Here is an 18,473-nt window from a genome sequence, read left to right as displayed (position 1 = left end):
ATACTTTCTTAAGAATAAAAAAGCCGAGAAGAAATTTCCTCTCGGCTCTATAAAGGCAAATAATAGTCTAATAAACCTTATTTTTTAATGAATTTCGACTGGATAATTTTTCCTTCGATGCTCTCCATAGTAATGTAATAAATACCTGTTTGAAGAGTACTGATGTTGAATTTCTGTCCGTTAGGCTTTCCTTCTGTTACTTTCTGTCCGACAGAAGAGTAAATCTGGATCTTTTTAAGGTCTTTTCCTCTGAACTCCAATGAAGTATTATCGGAATTGACAGTAAACTTAATGTCATCTTTAGAGTAAGTTTTGTCGCTCACACCCAATGAAGAAACCGTATCATACACCACATCATCAATCTGAACAGCGGTATGGACAGCAGTTGGGGTAAACTTGAATACAATATAAGAGGCAGAAGAGGCAGGAATATTCACACTGATATTTTGAATGACCCCAATTTGTGTAACATTAACAGGATCTCCTACCGGTACAAAGGTAGACATATCAGCAGGATTGGATGCTAATCCTACCTGAATGGTAGCCGTACCAGGAGATGGAGCCACTAATGTAGTAGCAAACTTTAGTACTTTTTCTCCTGTTGGAGCTTGAATTTGTGGTGAAATTAAATAAGACGAATCTGTAGGATTTGTTCCGGAATAAGATTGAACAGCCTTGTTCGTAGTCCCGGCGACAATCATTCTTGGAGAAACAGGAGGAGGTCCGGGTACTGATAGGATGGGAGCCACAACAGCAGACCAGCCAAATTGTGGGAATGTTGTATTTCCTATAGTGAAATTGTCAAAGTTTTCATGGATTGTGGGCACCTGAGCTTTAGCCGTAAATGCTGTAAACATCAAAGTTCCTAAGAGTAATTTTAATTTCATAGTTCAATATTTATTTAGAATTATTATACAAAAGTATATAATTATTTTTAATCATTCTAAATAAAAGTTTTATATTTGTCGAAATTTTTACCCTTATGAAGAAGAAAGTACTTTCCATTCTTTCATTATCCATTGTTTGCTGGATGAATGCACAAGAAAAGGATTCTCTTAATCAAAAGAAAGTTGAAGAAATTGTTATTACAGGGCAGTATAAACAACAATCTGTCAATAAATCGATATATAAAGTAGATGTTATAGATGCAGCACAGATCAAAAGCATGGCAGCTACCAATGTTGCTGATGTTTTAAATCAAAGTCTTAACATTCAGGTGACTCCGGATTCCAAATCGGGAAATTCTACAGCTAATATCATGGGACTTGATGGCGATTATGTAAAGATCCTGATAGACAACATTCCGGTGGTAGGAGATACAGGATTGGGAAGTAATATTGACCTTACAAAAATTGCTTTGAGCAATATTGAGCGTATTGAGATTGTGAAGGGAAGTATGGGAGTAGAATATGGAAATGGTGCTGTAGCAGGGGTAATCAATATCATTACAAAGAAAAATAATACGAAGAAGGTCAGTGTAAGAGGGTCACTTCAGGAAGAAACTGTAAGGGATAATTATGATCTTAAGAAGAAAGGACAGGGAAGGCATATTCAGAATCTGAATATTGATTACAATATTAATAAAGAATGGTTTGCCAACGTGAACTTCAACCATAACCAGTTTATGGGATATGAAGGAAACAGCGAAGGATACAAATATTTTGGACAGGATGGAAGAAGAGGCTATGAATGGAATCCAAAAGACCAGTATGAATCTTCTGCACTGATAAGATATTCAAAGAATAGAACAACTTTTTTCTATAAGATGTCTTATCTGAAAGAAAATTTCAATTTCTATAATCCGGAGGTTAGCAGACGGCCCCTGAATGACGGATTGGGTGGGGTAGAGTATGAAAGCAGGGATAGAAAGTACAATACACACCGTTGGATTCATCAGTTTAATATTCAAACCAATCTGGGACATATCCGGTATATGGGGGACTTCTCTTACCAAAATCAGGATAGAAAATATTTTGATTACAATTATGATATCCCGAACAGAAACATCAAAAGCCAGCAGGAAGAAAAATCTTATTATAAAACAGATGTGATTTATTCAAGAGGGATGTTCAGTAATTTCCTAGATAGTAAAACCTTTGATTTCCAACTTGGTTATGAATTGGATTATACCAGCGGATATGCAGCACTGATAGCCGGAGATTTCTTTGGAGAGGCCGTGAAAAGAAAAATCTTTACCTATTCCAATTTCCTTTCTGCTGAATGGAATATTTCAGACCGGTTTTCTGTGAGACCGGGAGTAAGACTTTCCTTAAGTGAAAATTTTGATAATCAGTATAATTATTCCCTTTCTGCAAGATATAAAACTACCGAAAATTCAAACCTGAGAGCCGTTGTGGGATCAGCAAACCGTTTTCCTAAATATGATGAGTTGTATACTTATTTCGTGAACCTTAATCATGATATACAGGGAAATCCAGATTTAAAGCCGGAAACAGGTTTTTCAATAGGTGCATTTTGGGATCAGAATTTTACAACAGCTAATGATTGGAGAATTGGCTATGGCATAGATGCATTATATCTTGATGTACGTGATAGAATTGATATGATGATTATCAAAGAACCTTCTACTTATAAATATATGAATATCAATAGGTATAAGAATATGTTGTTATCAGCTAATGTAGATTTCAGAAAAGACCAGTTTGCTTTTTCCGTAAGAGGATCAGTGAATGCGAGATCAATGACGCTTAATGAAGTAAAGAATGACCCTGCTGATGACTTCCAATATATTATGCAGGCAGGAGCTTCTGCAACTTATAAACTAAAAAATACAAACACCAACTTTTCACTTTACTATAAATATACAGGAGAAGACAGACTGTATGTTGCTGATACAGCAGGCGGTGTTCGCCTGGGTAAAACAGACGGATTCCATATGATGGATTTTATTGTAAGCCAGCCTTTCTGGAATAACCATTTTGAGATTTCAGCAGGAGTTAAAAACATCTTTGATGTAACCAGTGTAAAATCTACCGCTCTTGCCGGATCATCTCATACTGCAGCTTCCGGAACGATTAATTTATACTATGGCAGAAGCTATTTTGCAAGACTAATGTTTCAATTTTAAATAACACTATTATGAAGTATTTAAAAATATTATCTCTCCTTTCCATGATGGCTGCTACACAGTCATGCCTTTCTGCTGATGAAGATCCTGTAGCAGTTCGTCCTATGACAGGATCTGAAGTGAATGTAGCAGTAGGCGGAGCTACAGAACCCAACCAGGTTTGGATAGATTTAAGTGATCATGATAAGCCAGGCATCAATAAAAGAACTGATTGGGATCTTGGGTTCTATTCCGGAGATGATTTCAGAGTCATTATGAATGGTTCTTTGGCTATGACTGTTATTAAGGTTCCTGATGCTACAGATCTTAGTAAAATAAAAGAAGTAAATGTAGAAAGCTTAAAGGAAATTGCCCAAGTGGGAACTTTTGATTCTGGAAACCTGAAATATATTGATAATCCGAATGGTAATTTCCTGACTCAAACTTCAGGTATTGATGTTATCAAGGAAAATGATGCCGATAATTCGATCTATCTGGTCAATATGGGAAGAGAAATACCGGCTGTGGGAAGTATAGCACCAGGGTCTGTTGCATTATCCGGAGATGAGAGAGGCTGGAAGAAAGTACAGATTGTAAGAGCTCCAAACGGTTACAAAATCCGTTATGCCGATTTGAATGCAGATAATGGGAATATCAAAGAATATATTATTACCAAGGATCCTGAATATAATTTTACATTCTTTAATCTTAAAACAGGTTCTCCCGTAAAAATTCAGCCTAAAAAGAAAAACTGGGATCTTGTATTTACCACTTTTACCAATGAAGTGTTTATGGGACCTGGAAACAGCGCTGGAAGTTATTTCTATGCAGATTTTATTGCAACCAATACCCTTAATGGAGTAGGTGCTTATCAGGTAAATGTGACCGGAAGTCTTGATGAGGCGTACAATGCATTCAAGCTGAAGGATGTAGATGCTTCCAAATTTGTTTTTAATGACCACAGAGCCATTGGAGATAAATGGAGAACTACTACCGGAACCGCTGCCAATCCTGTTCCTTTTGTATACTCGGATCGTTTTTTTGTGTTGAAAGATGCTGAAGGGTTCTATTTTAAGTTGCGGTTCAATACAATGAAAAATAGCAAAACGGGTGAACGTGGCTTTACCAATTTTGAGTTTGAGCCTTTATAAAAAATCAACTCATCCAGAATTTATAAAAATAATATATCTATGAAGAAATTTATCCTGGCAGCTTCTGTTCTTGTAGCAGTGTATTCATGCAAAAAAGAAGAAGGTGCCAAAAAAGAAAATACAACGGAAGCTACTTCTGAAGCTCCGAAAAGCAACAATAAAATCGTAACCCTAAACGGCGGAATTACAGAGATTGTATCCGCATTAGGCCACGAAAAAGAAATAGTAGGAATAGATGTTACCAGTACTTATCCGGCAAGCTTAAAATCTACAGCTAAGGATCTTGGGCATGTACGATCAATGACTATTGAGCCTATCATGGCGGTAAGCCCTACTTTGATCCTAGCATCTGATAAAGATATCAACCCTGAATTATTAGGCAAGATCAAATCATCAGGAATCAAAGCTGAAGTATTCAAACAGGAATATACGGTGGAAGGAACTAAAAAACTGATTGAAGAGGTCGCTAAAGCAGTAGGAAATACAGATTATCAGAAATTAAACGATAAAATAGAAGCAGATCTGAAACAGGTACAGCCATTAGCTAAAAAACCAAAAGTATTATTCATTTATGCAAGAGGAAATATGTTAATGGTAGCAGGTAAAAACACGCCTATGGCTTCTTTAATTAATCTTGCAGGGGCAGAAAATGCTGTCAATGAATTTGAAGATTTCAAACCGTTAACTCCGGAAGCGGTTGTAAAAGCTAATCCTGATGTATTGTTCTTCTTTGAAACCGGACTACAGGGCGCAGGAGGAAATGAAGGAGCGTTAAAAATGCCTGGAGTTTCCCAGACAAATGCAGGAAAAAATAAGAAAATCATCGCGATGGATGGAGGATTAGTTTCAGGTTTCGGACCGAGGCTAGGAGAAGCAGCAGTTGGATTAAACAAACTTTTAATTGAAAACACAAAGTAAATTATACTTTTACATGACAATAAGTACTATACTGCTTGTAGGCATAGCAGTATGGTCTATTAATACAGGGGTTTACGATTTTGGTGGTAGATCTGCATTTAATGTTTTAGGAAAAGTAATACAGGGAGATCCCGGATTATCATTAAGTGATAAATATGTAGTTTGGGATGTAAGGACAGCCAGAATCATCATGGCTATTTTAATCGGAAGTATGCTGGCTGTTTCAGGAACAAGCCTACAGGGGCTTTTTAAGAACCCTCTGGCAACAGGAGATTTAATAGGCCTTACATCAGGAGCAACACTATTGGCTGCAATTGCGATTGTTTTAGGGGGACATTTTAAACAATACCTTCCTGAAGCCGTACAATTTTCGCTGGTTGGAATATCCGCATTCATAGGATCTTTTTTATCTATGATGCTGGTGTACAGGATTTCTACAAGCGGTGGAAAGACCAATGTGGTGATGATGCTTTTAACAGGAGTTGCGATTACGGCAATTGGATTTTCCATCACAGGTTTTTTGATCTATATATCAAAAGATGATCAGCTGAGAGACCTTACTTTCTGGAATTTGGGAAGTTTAGCGGCTGCAACGTGGACGAAGAATATTATTTTAGCCATTGTAATGATCGGGGCCTATATCATTTTACTGCCTAAAGGAAAAGCTTTGAATGCAATGATGTTGGGAGAAAAAGATGCTCAGCATTTGGGCGTTAATGTAGAAAGACTGAAAAAGCAGATCATTATCATCGTAGCATTGATGGTGGGAAGCTGTGTAGCATTTTCAGGAACTATTGGGTTTGTTGGTCTTATTGTTCCTTATATTTTGAGATTGCTATTCAAGTCTAATTATACCTTTATTCTGCCTTTATCAGCCATATGTGGAAGCATTTTGCTTTTGACAGCGGATACATTCAGCAGAAGTATTGTAGAGCCTTCAGAATTACCGATCGGAATTCTGACTGCTTTAATGGGTGGACCTATTTTTATCGCTATTTTGGTCAAATTTAAAAAATCACTGTAATGATCAAGGCACATCAAATTAATTACAATCATAAAGAATTCAGAATTCTGGATGGAGTAGATGTTTCATTGGAATATGGAGAGTTTTTAGCCATTGTTGGTCCCAATGGAGCAGGAAAATCAAGTCTTTTAAGTGTTTTGGCCCATGAAGTGAAATCTGAAAAGCGAAAAGTCTTATTTAAAGATAAACCTATCGAAGACTGGAATGTAAAAGAACTGTCTATTCATAAAGCCAAGTTCTCACAGCATAACAGCAATGATATTCCTCTTGAAGTAAAAGATGTTGTGATGATGGGAAGGTATCCTTATTTTGATGCACAACCGGGAAAAGAAGACCTTGAAGCCATGAACAATAAGATGTACGAAACAGATATTTTTCACCTCAAAGAAAGAGAATACAACTCTCTTTCAGGAGGAGAGAAACAGCGTGTGCACCTTTCAAGAGTAATGGCACAGCTGGAGAATGATATTGCCCATAAACTGGTGTTCCTGGATGAACCTCTGAATAATCTGGACATTAAGCATCAGTATAAAGCACTGGAAATTATCAAAAATTTTACTAAGAAAGCAAACAGTGCCATTGTTGTGCTTCATGATCTGAATCTTGCCGCGCAATTTGCAGATAAAATTTTATTAATGAAATCCGGACAGGTATCCGCTTATGGAACCCCACAGGAAGTTTTTACGGCAGAAAATATCAGCCACGCTTATAACTTTCCGTGTACCATCTGCAACCATCCTATTACCAATAACCCAATGATCATTTTTGGATAACCATGGAAAAAGAAGAATTAAAAATCCTCGCACAGCACCTTGCCAATCCTCAGGGAGAAAAAGGTATTGAGATCGGTGAAATGATGAATGCCACTAACATCGGTATGACGTTAGAAAGTATCAGAACCCTTTTGATAGAAGATGATGAAAACATCCTTGAAATAGGACACGGAAATGCAGATCACGTGAAAAACATTTTTAGTCTGGCTAAAGGATTGAAATATACCGGGATTGATATTTCTGAAACCATGAACCATGAAGCCAAAAGACTGAATGAGAAGTTTCAGGATCAGGCAGAATTTGTTTTATATGAAGGAACAAAGCTTCCTTTTGAAGATGGGAGCTTTGATAAAATTTTTACAGTAAATACGGTTTATTTCTGGGAAAATCCGGTTGAATTTTTAAATGAAATCTGCCGTGTTTTAAAGGATAATGGAACGTTTGTTCTCACCTTCGGACAGAGAGATTTTATGGAGAAACTACCGTTTACAGCCTATGATTTTAAGCTTTATAGCAATGATGAAATGGAAGAACTGGTTTCCAAAAGTCATTTTAAAAGAATGAAAACCTCAGAAAGAGAAGAAGAAATAAAAAGTAAAACAGGAAACGAAACAATACAAAGAATCTATACAATTTTAACTATAAAAAAATAAAATAATGAGCATATTAGTGAATGATTTAAAGGAAAAATGGGAAGCTCTGAAAGCTGAAAATCCACACGTAAGAATAAGAAATGCGGCAGCACAGTTTGGAGTAAGTGAAGCTGAACTATTGGCCACAAGTATCGGAGAAGGAGTTACAGTTCTAAACCCGGACTTTCCAGGAATCCTTACAGAAGCAGAGAAATTAGGAAAAGTGATGGCACTTACCCGTAATGATGAGTGTGTTCATGAAAGAAAAGGAATTTACCAGAACGGAGATTTCAGCAGCCCGCATGCTCAGCTTTTCGTAGGGGAGGATATTGATCTTAGAATTTTCCTTAACCACTGGAAGTTGGCGTTTGCAGTAGTAGAAGGAGATAAGAAAAGCCTTCAGTTCTTTGGAAAGGACGGATTGGCATTGCATAAAATCTATTTAACTAAAAACAGCGAGGAAGCAGCTTTCGATGCTATCGTTGAAAAATTCAAGGCAGAAGAGCAAAACCAAACTTTCACTTTTGAAGCAATAGCCCCAAAACAGGCAGAAAAACCGGACACTGAGATAGATGTTGAAGGATTCAAAAAAGCATGGACAGAATTGAAAGATACCCACGATTTCTTCATGATGACCAGAAAATTCGGAGTAAGCAGAACGCAGGCTTTAAGACTGGCTCCGGAAGGCTTTACCCAGAAAATTGACAACTCAAAAGTAGTGAACATCCTTGAAGAAGCTTCTGAAAAAGGAACTCCTATCATGGTTTTCGTTGGAAACAGAGGAATTATCCAGATCCATACCGGAATAGTGAAGAAAACCCTTTGGCACCAGCAATGGTTCAATGTAATGGACCCAGATTTCAACCTTCACCTTGATGTTACTAAAATTGCAGAAGCATGGATCGTGAAAAAACCAACTGAAGACGGAGAAGTTACAGCTATTGAAGTATTTAACAAAGAAGGAGACTTCATCGTTCAGTTCTTCGGAAAAAGAAAACCCGGAATTCCTGAACTTCAGGAATGGAAAGATCTTGTAGCAACTCTTGAACAATAATAATTAGATGATTTTAAGGGAGGCCGTTTTGTATGCAAATTCAAGGCGGTCTTTTTCTTTTATATTTTGGAAAGCATGGTAAAAAGCACCAAAATATGATGTAATTTAGGGTTAAATTAAAATAGAAAGATAGAAAATGAAGAATATTTTCATAACGATTTTGCTGGCAGGGTTTTGTTCACTTAGTGCTCAGAACTTTAAAGCGTATCAGCTTTATGACCAAAAAGGCAAAGAGATAAAAACCGATAAACTGGTGAAAGAATTGGCGGATTACGATGTGGTTTTCTTTGGTGAAAATCATAACAGCTCCATCAATCACTGGCTTCAGCTTAAAATTACAGAAGCTTTGTATGAAAAGAAGAACGGACAGTTAATTCTGGGGGCTGAAATGTTTGAAAGAGACAATCAGGCTCAGCTAAACCAATATTTAAGCGGGAAAATGGATGCTAAAACATTAAAAGACTCTGCCCGTTTATGGAATAATTATGCAACAGATTATAAACCGCTGGTAGATTTTGCGAAAAATAAAAAGCTGAACTTCATCGCAACAAATATCCCGAGAAGATACGCTTCACAAACCGCAAAAGAAGGATTGGAGTCTTTGAACAAGTTGAGTGATAAAGAGAAAACATATATTGCCCAGTTGCCGATTAAAGTAACTTTAGATACACCAGGTTACCCTGAAATGAAAGCCATGATGGGCGATCACGCAGAAGGAACCAAAGTGATGAACTTTATCTCGGCACAGGCTGTAAAAGATGCTACCATGGCGGAATCTATCCTGAAAAATATTCAGGCAGGAAAAACTTTTATCCATTATAACGGCAATTATCACAGTAAAGAATTTGGCGGAACCTATTGGTATATCAAACAGAAGAATCCAAACCTGAAAATGGCAGTGATTTCTGTTTTTGAGTCAGAAGATCCTGAATTAAAAGTTCCTTCAAAAGATTATATCCCAACGGAATTTAACCTTGTTATCCCAAGTGATATGACGAAGACTTTTTAGTTTTATTTCCCACAGATTTTTGAACATAATCTTTGTCATTCCGTAGGAATCTAACTTCTGCTTCAGATGATTGCGAAAATTTGAAGCATTAAGATTCTTTAAGAAATAAAGATAAATTAAGAAAAAAGCTGAAGCTATTTATTTAAGGAAGATTATAAATTCATTTTGTATTAAGCTTAACTAATCTTAAAATCTTCATTTTCTTAATGGTTTAAAATGTTTTTTCTCGCAGATCATACAGATTTCGCAGATTTTTAACTTTGGAATGTGATATTCTACTTACAGGATTAATCAACATAAAGATATCAAATTCAATAGGAACGGGCTTTAGTCCGTTCTTTATTTATCTAAACATTCCATTGGCTTTAGCCAAAACTTAATAATGAAACAGCTATAGAGAATTAACGGCTAACAGTAACTTCCAGCCTCCCTCTTCCAGCTTCCCTCTTTAAAACTCCAACATAATTATTCATTTTTACCCAACAATCTCTACCTTTGTTCTACATCCGGTGTATATGAAAAAAATATCCATTCTATTTATACTTTTTGTTGGGGTGCTTAATGCCCAAAAACTAACTTCTGATGAAATTTCTATTATCAATAAGGGAGATATAAATACTGCATTGCCAATCTATCAGACTACTGATGCTCATCAGCATAAAACTTTACTGAGCCTTTCTTCGGAAATTAATCCAACTGATCCCAATACTGCTGTTTTGGTGAAAAGAATGAAAGAATCTCTTCTTTCAACTGATGGTGGAGTAGGTATTGCAGCGCCGCAGGTGGGAATCAACAGAAAAGTAATTTGGGTACAACGTTTTGATAAAGAAGGAACTCCTTTGGAATACTTTATCAATCCTGTAATTGTATGGAGGTCTGATCTTCAGAATCTGGGACCTGAAGGAGATTTATCCATTCCTGATTTCAGAGATCAGTTTTACAGGAGTAAAGTCATCCAATTGGAATATGTGGATTTAAAAGGACAGAAATACTCAGAAATTGTAGAAGGTTTCACAGCAGTGATCTTCCAACATGAAATTGACCACCTTTTTGGAATTCTGATCTCTGATAAAAAAGAAAAAGAGAAAAATGATTCTTACAAAAAAGTAGATGCCTACCAGAAAAGTGATCTGAATAAAAGATGAGTAATGAGTAATGAGTAATGAGTAATGAGTAATGAGTAATGAGTAATGGCGCCAGCCATGTAGAATGCTTCATCTAATCGATGTCTCGATTCCCTCTTTGCTCCCTTAAAAATAAAGCATTACGAAAATAAAAACTTTGCGTTTAAGAAAACATAAATCATACTAATGTTTAGCACAAACTTCACAAATTGGAGCAACATAATCATCTATGTTCATCTGCGGAAAATCTGTGGTTAAAAATAAAAATGAGCTGTTTTTAGGATAAAAACAGCTCATTTCAAATATAATTATAAAAAAATTGGATTAATCATTGTTGGTTACAGAAAGCTTAACCTCAATATTGTTTCTGGTAGCATTAGAATAAGGACAAATCTGATGTGCTTTATCCGTTAAAGATTGCGCCTCTTCAATAGAAACTCCCGGAATATTCACATCTAATTCCACAGCCAGTCCAAAACCTCCGTTTTCAATCTGTCCTATGCTTACCTGGGCAGTAACCGTAGTTTCGCCGGTTTTTACTTTACCCAGACTGATTACTCTGTTCAAAGCACTATCAAAGCATGCAGAATATCCTGCTGCAAAAAGCATTTCAGGGTTTGTGAAATTATCATTAGCTCCACCTAACGCTTTTGGCATTTTTACTTCAAGATCCAACACTCCGTTTTCACTTTTTACATGACCATTTCTTCCGCCTGTAGCAGTAACTTTTGTTGTATATAACGTTTTCATTTATTTTTCTATTTTGTTTAGTATTTTTAAAACTGTTTCTTTGAGTTCCAGCAGCTCTTCAGGTTGTATTCCTATCTTTTCCTGGATCTTGCCCGGAATTTCACAGGCCTTTTTCTGAAGCTGCTTTCCGGCTTCGGCTAAAAATACTTCAACAACTCTTTCGTCTTCTTTTTTGCGCTTTCTTATGATAAATCCCTTGGTTTCCAATCTTTTAAGAAGAGGAGTGAGTGTTCCGCTATCCAGGAACAGTTTTTCTCCAATATGGCTTACGGTAAGTCCGTCACTGTTCCATAGGACCATCATGACAAGGTACTGAGGGTAAGTGATATCCAGCTCATCAAGAAATGGCCGGTATAATCCGGTAATTTCTTTAGCGATAACATACAATGGGAAACAGATCTGGTTTTCCAGTTTTGGGGTATTTGAATGTTCCATAAGTTGAAGTACGAAAGATTCGTGAAGGTATTACTTTTTAATGATAAATTCATCCATTGGGATACGGACTTTTTTCATAGAAGATAACCAGTCATTGGCTTCGTCACGGTATCCAAGGTATAAAAGGCTTACACTTTTCAAGCCTAATTCTTTTAATCCCAGTACTTCGTCCACTACTTCATTGCTGAATCCTTCTGCCGGAGTGCTGTCGATTTTAAGTTCAGCAGCCTGTGCAAGAGCTATTCCTAAAGCAATATAAGTCTGGCGGGCAGTGTGTGCAAAATGCTGTTCAGGAGTTTGTGCCCCATATATTTCCTTAATTTTATCTGTATAGCTCCCGAAACGTCCTCTTGGAAGATCTCTTACATCGGTATGATAATCATATACTTTGTCAATTTTTTCATTGGAGTAGCTGTCCCATGCTGCAAACACTAAAACATGAGAAGAATCTCTCATTACTTCAGGGTTGAGAGCTCCGGCAACCATTTTTTCTTTTAATTCCTGATTTTCCACTACAATAATACGGAAAGGCTGTAGCCCAGATGATGTAGGAGCAAGTCTTGCAGCTTCCAGGATGGTATTTAAATCTTCGTTAGATACTTTTTTAGTTGGGTTATAAGCTTTTACGGCGTGTCTCCAATTAAGGTCTTCTATTAATGACATTTTTCTTTTATTTTTAAATTAAACTATTTGTAATTATTGAGTTTCAAATTTTATTTTGTGATCATTTAACTATGCAAATATACAAGCAATTAAATTGTGTACAATTTAATTTTGAAAGATTTTATTGATGACTATTATTTATTTTATAAAAGATGAGTGAATGGATAATCTGTTTTCAGCATGATTCGGATTTTTTTTCGCCATGAGGATTCCAATCTTTGCATAGAATTTTAAAACTAAAAACAATGCAGAGATTTAAAAACAAAACAGCAATTATTACTGGTGGAACCAATGGGATGGGGCTTGCTACAGCTCAAAAGTTCCTGGAAGAGGGAGGCAGAGTTATCATCACAGGTCGAAGTGAAGAAACGGTGAATAAGGCTTTGGAAAAGTTAGGAGGAAATGCTTTTGGAATTATATCCGATGCAGGAAGTATGAATGATTTACTAAACCTACAGCAGGAAGTTAGAAAATATACTGAACAAATAGACGTTGTTTTCGCCAATGCAGGCTATGGGAAATTTGCTCCTGTTGAAAGTGTAGATGAAAATCATTTTGATGAGCTGTTTAATGTTTTAGTGAAAGGACCTTTTTTCACAGTTCAGCAATTGTTGCCATTGATGAAAGCAGGAAGCTCTGTGATATTTAATACTTCAGTTGCTACAGAGATTGCCATGAATAGCTTTTCTGTGTATTCTGCGGCGAAATCAGCAGTACAGTCCTTCATTAAAACCTTTGCAGTAGAGTTTACTGAACGAGGAATCCGTGTGAATGGGGTAAGTCCGGGACACATCAAAACCAATATTTTTAATAATACAGGTTTGGCGCCAGAGCAGATTGAAGCTGCGGTGGAAGATATTATCCCTACAATACCTTTTAAAAGACAGGGTGATCCGGAAGAAATTGCCAGTGTAGTTCTGTTCCTTGCATCAGAAGAAGCATCCTATATTCATGGTGCAGAAATTAAGGTGGATGCCGGAATTTCTGTAATCAGATAATTGGTGGGTATTATTTTACCTCATTGATCTGTTTGATGATGTTGGTTTTATTTTCAACCCCAATATTGTAGGGAGTTCCTTTTTTAAAGCTTAGATTAACCTTTTCCATCAGCTTTTTATAGTCAGAAGATTTTTTTGACAGATAAAAAACCTGTGCACTTATTCCTATGGCTACCCGTACAACTTCTTCAGGTTTATCCGGATCTTCAAGGATGTTGGTGATGCTTGAATTATTATACCAGGTTAATTTCTGGGATTCTGAGTTGGAAGAACAGGATGTAATCATGGCAAATGCTAATAATAAATAAGTCCAGGCTTTCATAATAATAAATTGTTGATTAAAAAGCTCCTGCAATATATACACCAATGCAGGAGCTCTATAAAAAGTTATTTAGAATCCACAATGTGCAGTACTAGGTACCGGAGCAGAACAGCCTGAAAGAGCTGAGAATGCTGTTAATGTACAATTGGTATTTACCAGATTGTTATCATATAATAAAGATCCTGATGGACTTCTGTAATAAACATTTCCTGCCGTATTAGCATAAGAAGAAACAGAAGTAGAACCACAAGTAGAATTAGTACATGCAGCTCTCCATGCAGTATCCGTGATAGGGCCTGTTGCATTGAGAGAAGGATCAATAATTCTTTTTTCAACCACTCCGGAAGCATTTTTAAAGCTTACCAGTACAGCAACGTGATATACCCATGATACACAGCAGGTTCCGGTAGAAGCTCTTAAATTACCATATACGAACTGTTTTTCACACTCATATCCGGCATTGTTTAAGATCTGTCTCATTTTGTGAGCTCTTGCATAACAGCCGTCTACAGGATATCTGAATGTGATACAAGGAGAAGAAGCGGTAGAAGTTCCGCAAGACTGATTTTTAATTTGAGCAAATAAGCTGTTTAAAGTAGCCAGATCAGGGATAACACTTGCTAATTTTCTGCTTACTTCATTTCCTGTTCTTTCTTCTTTTGTTAAAGCAGATTTGAAGAAGCGGATATCTTCCAGAGTAGGGCTTTCTACTTTAGCAATTTCATTGGAATTGGCTTTAAGGAAAATATGAACCGGAGATTCATTTTTTACTGCTTCGCTAATCATAGAAATGTAAGCTTCGTTTTCCTTACTGTCTTTAATTTCATAAGGCTGAGCAGAAAGAATAAAAGAAACCTTATAGCTTGTTCCTTCTTTATTGATTCCTACCGGAACAGTTCTTCCGAACTCTTTCATAGCAACTTCTTTAGATTGCGAATTTACAGTTTCCTGATTCGCATTGGAATCTGAACAGGAGTTGATGGACAGTACGGATACAAATACCATCAAGGATAGCAAAATTTTTTTCATAGTTCTCATATTTTGGTGGTTAATGATTTTCTAAATAGTATTTTGTTTATTCACTATTTAGTGATAATAAAATTATGAAAAATTCAAATATATACAAGTAATTTTTAAAAAAAATAACCGATATCTGAAAAATGTTCATTAAAAAATCCCTATGCATCGACTACATAGGGATTTTAATATTTGAAATTTAATTTTATTTATAAATCAATTCGGCCTGAAATACATCAGCGAAATGTTTTCTGATCTTTGCTTTTATATCTTCCATTTCTTCTGGAGTGAGCTCTCTTTCAAGCTCTCTTTTTAAAGAAGTAACCTGTTTATCTTTAATTCCGCATGGAATAATATATTCAAAGTAACGCATATCTGTATTTACATTCAATGCAAAACCATGTAAAGTTACCCATCGGGAAGCTTTTACTCCCATAGCACAGATCTTTCTGGCATAAGGTTTTCCAACGTCCAGCCAGACACCGGTTTCTCCCTGGGAACGTTCTCCTTTAAGCCCATATTCACCTATGGTTCTGATGATCACTTCTTCAAGATTTCTCATGTATAAATGAATATCTGTAAAGAAATTTTCAAGATCCAGAACAGGGTAACCCACAATCTGACCATAGCCATGATACGTAATATCTCCGCCACGATTGGTTTTTACATAAGTGGCTTCCAATTCCTTCAGTTTATCCATTCCGGCCAGCATATTTTCTTCGTGTCCGCTTTTTCCTAATGTATATACATGAGGATGTTCTACAAAAAGAAGGTGGTTTGGGGTAGTGATATGCTGTTCTGCGGGCAGATCGCGGTTCTTGATTTTAGTGTCAATAATATCTTTCATCAGTTTTTCCTGATAATCCCATGCGGGCTGATATTCTTTAATTCCTAAATCTTCAAATTCTACTGCTTTATTTTGATTTGTATTCATTTCAATTTTTGATATACAAATTTAGTGAATTTTAAGCTTTTATGGAATGGATAAAATCTATGGCATTTTTCTTCCAATCTTTATCCTGAAGCAGAATATTGACAAAGGCTGTTCCGATGATTCCGCCATCTGCTTTTTCCGTTACATTTTCAAAGTCTTCTTTTGATTTGATTCCAAAACCGATCATTACAGGGTTTTTAAGAGGAAGATCAGCCAAACGGGTCAGATAGTTTTCATTCTTTACAACAGTATTTTCTTTTCCGGTAGTAGAAGAAGAGCTTACGGCATACAGAAATCCGGAACTTAAAGAATCCAGATACTGTATTCTTTCATCTGAAGTTTCCGGAGTGACCAGAAAAGTAAAATTAAGGTTGTACTTTTTCAGAATATGCTGATAGTTTTTCTCAAATTCGATAGGAGGAAGGTCAGGAAGAATAAGCCCTGAAACTCCACTTTCCGAACATTCCTTACAGAATTTTTCAAAACCAAAACTCAATACAGGATTGATGTATCCCATTAAAATAACAGGAACTTTTATTTCATCTTTTATGGTTTTTAACTGAGAAAAAAGCTTTTCGATAGTCATTCCGTTCTGAAGAGCCAGTTCGTGGGCTTTTTGAATTACTGGTCCGTCTGCTACAGGATCAGAATAGGGCATTCCGATTTCAATCATATCTGCTCCCGAGTCCTGGATCAATTTTATAATGTCTGCAGTATTTTCCAGTTCCGGAATTCCGGCGGTGAAGTATATGTTTAGTTTCTTCATTTCTTTATAATATATAGTGTACAATGTTGTACCAATAGAATAATAATTTATTTCGTTTATAAATTTTTAAGATAGGTTTCCATATCCTTGTCTCCACGACCACTTAAACAAATAACAACGATATCATTTTCATTGAAAGTCTTCTTGTCTAAAACAGCCAGAGCATGAGAACTTTCCAAAGCAGGGATAATTCCTTCAAGCTTGGTTAGTTCAAAAGCACATTTTAAGGCCTCATCATCATTAATACTGAAAAACTCAGCTCTTTTTTCCTGAAATAAGTTGGCATGAAAAGGTCCGATTCCCGGGTAATCAAGTCCCGCAGAGATGGAGTGAGGCTCAATAACCTGACCGTCTTCCGTTTGCATTACAAGGCTTTTGCTGCCATGAAGTACTCCAAGAGTTCCTAAGAATGTAGTAGCAGCAGACTTTCCTGAATCAACACCAAGTCCTCCGGCTTCCGCAGCAATGATTTTTACTTCTTTTTCGTCTACAAAATGATAGAATGTTCCGGCTGCATTACTTCCACCGCCTACACAGGCAATCACATAATCAGGATTTTCTCTTCCGATTTTCTCATGAAGCTGTTCTTTAATCTCTTTTGAAATAATACTTTGAAATCTTGCCACAAGATCCGGGAAAGGGTGAGGTCCAACCACGCTTCCGATAACATAATGAGTGGTCACAGGATTGTTGATCCAATCTCTTAACGCTTCATTTACCGCATCTTTCAGTGTTTTTGACCCTGAAGTAGCTGCTATAACTTCTGCACCCAGCATTTTCATTCTGGCAACATTGGGAGCCTGTCTTTGAATGTCAATTTCTCCCATATACACAATACATTCAAGACCAAGCAATGCACACGCTGTTGCAGTTGCCACACCATGTTGTCCGGCTCCTGTTTCTGCAATAATCCTTGTTTTTCCAAGACGTTTTGCCAGAAGAACCTGCCCTAAAGCGTTATTAATCTTATGAGCTCCGGTATGGTTAAGATCTTCACGTTTTAGATAGATCTGAGTATTGTATTTTTTACTTAAATTTTTAGCAAAATACAGTGGAGTGGCTCTACCCACATAGTTGGTAAGCAAATCCTGATATTCATTCTGAAAGTCCTCGGACTCAATGATCTCAAGATAATTTTTTTGTAATTCTTCTACATTCGGATAAAGCATTTCGGGGATAAAAGCTCCTCCAAATTCTCCATAATATCCGTGTTCATCAGGGTTTTTATAATTCATTTCTTTATTCTTTAGTAATTAAATAAGCGTTGTTTTGGGCACTCAGTGTATTGAGCTGTTCTTTTATTTTCTGAGAGATATTAAAAATTAAAATATCATCATCTTCTGAATTGATCCATTCGGAACCGGCATGTTCCTTAATAGCTTTTGCTTTGTCATATAAGATTTCAATAGTGCATTTTTCATAAAACGGACGAAGATCAGCATGGCAGAAACCAATGGTTTCCAAATTTCGCTGGGCAACATTTTCCTTGAATTTCTGTACCAACATTGCTCCATATCCTTTTTTCTTATGAGCTGCTACCAATCCTACAGCTTCTGCAAATGCATATTGTGTTCCTGAAATCTCCAATACAAAATCAAAATTAAGCCGGAAAACCGCAAGAATCTCAGAATGGGAATCCAACAGGAAATGAAATTCTGAATCTTTAAAAAATGTACGGAAATAGGCTGATTTCATTGTATTCCACGCAGAAATATCCCAAAGCTGGAGAATATGTTCAATCTCTTTCTCTGTTAATTCGTTGGTTTGTTTAATCTGGTATTTCATGAGTTTTTTAATAATAATCAAAGTTAGCAAAAGAGTCCCGAAGGGACGATT

At 36.4% G+C, this 18,473-nt stretch carries 20 protein-coding genes; 10 read left to right on the top strand and 10 right to left on the bottom strand.

Annotation, left to right across the window (positions count from 1 at the left end; genetic code table 11):
• Positions 1-77: 77 nt before the first annotated feature.
• Positions 78-887 carry a T9SS-dependent choice-of-anchor J family protein gene (locus BBH99_RS10790; RefSeq protein WP_066695413.1) on the bottom strand — a complete coding sequence of 270 codons (810 nt, stop codon included), beginning with the start codon at positions 885-887 and terminating at the stop codon, positions 78-80.
• Positions 888-982: 95 nt separating this feature from the next.
• On the opposite strand from BBH99_RS10790, the gene BBH99_RS10785 reads away from it, so the two are divergent.
• From BBH99_RS10785 to BBH99_RS10745, 9 genes are all read left to right on the top strand, one after another.
• A complete protein-coding gene (locus tag BBH99_RS10785) occupies positions 983-3,088 on the top strand; it encodes a TonB-dependent receptor plug domain-containing protein (RefSeq protein WP_066695412.1) in 2,106 nt (701 codons plus the stop codon).
• 11 nt (positions 3,089-3,099) lie between these two features.
• Positions 3,100-4,218: an HmuY family protein gene (locus BBH99_RS10780; protein WP_165601915.1), complete on the top strand. Its 1,119-nt coding sequence runs from the start codon at positions 3,100-3,102 to the stop codon at positions 4,216-4,218.
• 39 nt (positions 4,219-4,257) lie between these two features.
• A complete protein-coding gene (locus tag BBH99_RS10775) occupies positions 4,258-5,136 on the top strand; it encodes a heme/hemin ABC transporter substrate-binding protein (RefSeq protein ID WP_066695410.1) in 879 nt (292 codons plus the stop codon).
• Positions 5,120-6,160: a FecCD family ABC transporter permease gene (locus tag BBH99_RS10770; RefSeq protein ID WP_083188810.1), complete on the top strand. Its 1,041-nt coding sequence runs from the start codon at positions 5,120-5,122 to the stop codon at positions 6,158-6,160. Before BBH99_RS10775 ends, BBH99_RS10770 begins: the two co-directional genes overlap by 17 nt.
• Positions 6,160-6,933 carry a heme ABC transporter ATP-binding protein gene (locus BBH99_RS10765; protein ID WP_066695407.1) on the top strand — a complete coding sequence of 258 codons (774 nt, stop codon included), beginning with the start codon at positions 6,160-6,162 and terminating at the stop codon, positions 6,931-6,933. The genes BBH99_RS10770 and BBH99_RS10765 overlap by 1 nt, the downstream gene beginning before the upstream one ends.
• A gap of 2 nt (positions 6,934-6,935) precedes the next feature.
• The gene (locus tag BBH99_RS10760) at positions 6,936-7,586 is read left to right on the top strand and encodes a class I SAM-dependent methyltransferase (protein WP_066695405.1); all 651 of its coding nucleotides are present in this window, start codon (positions 6,936-6,938) and stop codon (positions 7,584-7,586) included.
• 4 nt (positions 7,587-7,590) lie between these two features.
• Positions 7,591-8,619 (top strand): hemin-degrading factor, encoded by a 1,029-nt coding sequence (locus BBH99_RS10755; protein WP_066695403.1) that lies wholly within the window; start codon positions 7,591-7,593, stop codon positions 8,617-8,619.
• 136 nt (positions 8,620-8,755) lie between these two features.
• Positions 8,756-9,628: a ChaN family lipoprotein gene (locus tag BBH99_RS10750; protein WP_066695397.1), complete on the top strand. Its 873-nt coding sequence runs from the start codon at positions 8,756-8,758 to the stop codon at positions 9,626-9,628.
• A 515-nt stretch (positions 9,629-10,143) separates the two neighbouring features.
• Entirely contained in the window at positions 10,144-10,773 is a 630-nt protein-coding gene (locus tag BBH99_RS10745) for a peptide deformylase (protein WP_066695395.1), read from the top strand.
• A gap of 303 nt (positions 10,774-11,076) precedes the next feature.
• Here the strand turns inward: BBH99_RS10745 and BBH99_RS10740 are convergent, their stop codons facing one another.
• From BBH99_RS10740 to BBH99_RS10730, 3 genes are read right to left on the bottom strand one after another with little or no spacing between them, the layout of a single operon-like run.
• A complete protein-coding gene (locus tag BBH99_RS10740) occupies positions 11,077-11,502 on the bottom strand; it encodes an organic hydroperoxide resistance protein (RefSeq protein WP_066695393.1) in 426 nt (141 codons plus the stop codon).
• Positions 11,503-11,937 (bottom strand): MarR family winged helix-turn-helix transcriptional regulator, encoded by a 435-nt coding sequence (locus BBH99_RS10735; protein WP_066695391.1) that lies wholly within the window; start codon positions 11,935-11,937, stop codon positions 11,503-11,505.
• 30 nt (positions 11,938-11,967) lie between these two features.
• On the bottom strand, positions 11,968-12,600 hold the full coding sequence (locus BBH99_RS10730) for an NAD(P)H-dependent oxidoreductase (RefSeq protein ID WP_066695389.1): 633 nt from the start codon (positions 12,598-12,600) through the stop codon (positions 11,968-11,970).
• Between the two features lie 245 nt (positions 12,601-12,845).
• Between BBH99_RS10730 and BBH99_RS10725 the strand changes: the two genes are divergently transcribed.
• Positions 12,846-13,598 carry an SDR family oxidoreductase gene (locus BBH99_RS10725; protein WP_066695387.1) on the top strand — a complete coding sequence of 251 codons (753 nt, stop codon included), beginning with the start codon at positions 12,846-12,848 and terminating at the stop codon, positions 13,596-13,598.
• Positions 13,599-13,608: 10 nt separating this feature from the next.
• Here the strand turns inward: BBH99_RS10725 and BBH99_RS10720 are convergent, their stop codons facing one another.
• The 6 genes from BBH99_RS10720 to BBH99_RS10695 form a co-directional block, all read right to left on the bottom strand.
• The gene (locus BBH99_RS10720) at positions 13,609-13,920 is read right to left on the bottom strand and encodes a hypothetical protein (protein WP_066695383.1); all 312 of its coding nucleotides are present in this window, start codon (positions 13,918-13,920) and stop codon (positions 13,609-13,611) included.
• A 69-nt stretch (positions 13,921-13,989) separates the two neighbouring features.
• Positions 13,990-14,949: a protein-glutamine glutaminase gene (locus BBH99_RS10715; RefSeq protein WP_123873136.1), complete on the bottom strand. Its 960-nt coding sequence runs from the start codon at positions 14,947-14,949 to the stop codon at positions 13,990-13,992.
• Positions 14,950-15,142: 193 nt separating this feature from the next.
• A complete protein-coding gene (gene lipB / locus BBH99_RS10710; protein WP_066695379.1) occupies positions 15,143-15,871 on the bottom strand; it encodes a lipoyl(octanoyl) transferase LipB in 729 nt (242 codons plus the stop codon).
• 31 nt (positions 15,872-15,902) lie between these two features.
• Entirely contained in the window at positions 15,903-16,637 is a 735-nt protein-coding gene (gene trpA / locus BBH99_RS10705) for a tryptophan synthase subunit alpha (protein WP_066695378.1), read from the bottom strand.
• A 56-nt stretch (positions 16,638-16,693) separates the two neighbouring features.
• The gene (gene trpB / locus BBH99_RS10700; protein WP_066695377.1) at positions 16,694-17,872 is read right to left on the bottom strand and encodes a tryptophan synthase subunit beta; all 1,179 of its coding nucleotides are present in this window, start codon (positions 17,870-17,872) and stop codon (positions 16,694-16,696) included.
• 4 nt (positions 17,873-17,876) lie between these two features.
• A complete protein-coding gene (locus BBH99_RS10695; protein WP_066695373.1) occupies positions 17,877-18,422 on the bottom strand; it encodes a GNAT family N-acetyltransferase in 546 nt (181 codons plus the stop codon).
• Positions 18,423-18,473 lie beyond the last annotated feature (51 nt).

Source organism: Chryseobacterium contaminans (genome assembly GCF_001684955.1).
In the GTDB taxonomy this organism is placed as follows: domain Bacteria; phylum Bacteroidota; class Bacteroidia; order Flavobacteriales; family Weeksellaceae; genus Chryseobacterium; species Chryseobacterium contaminans.
This window is presented reverse-complemented; position numbering and strand designations above follow the sequence as displayed.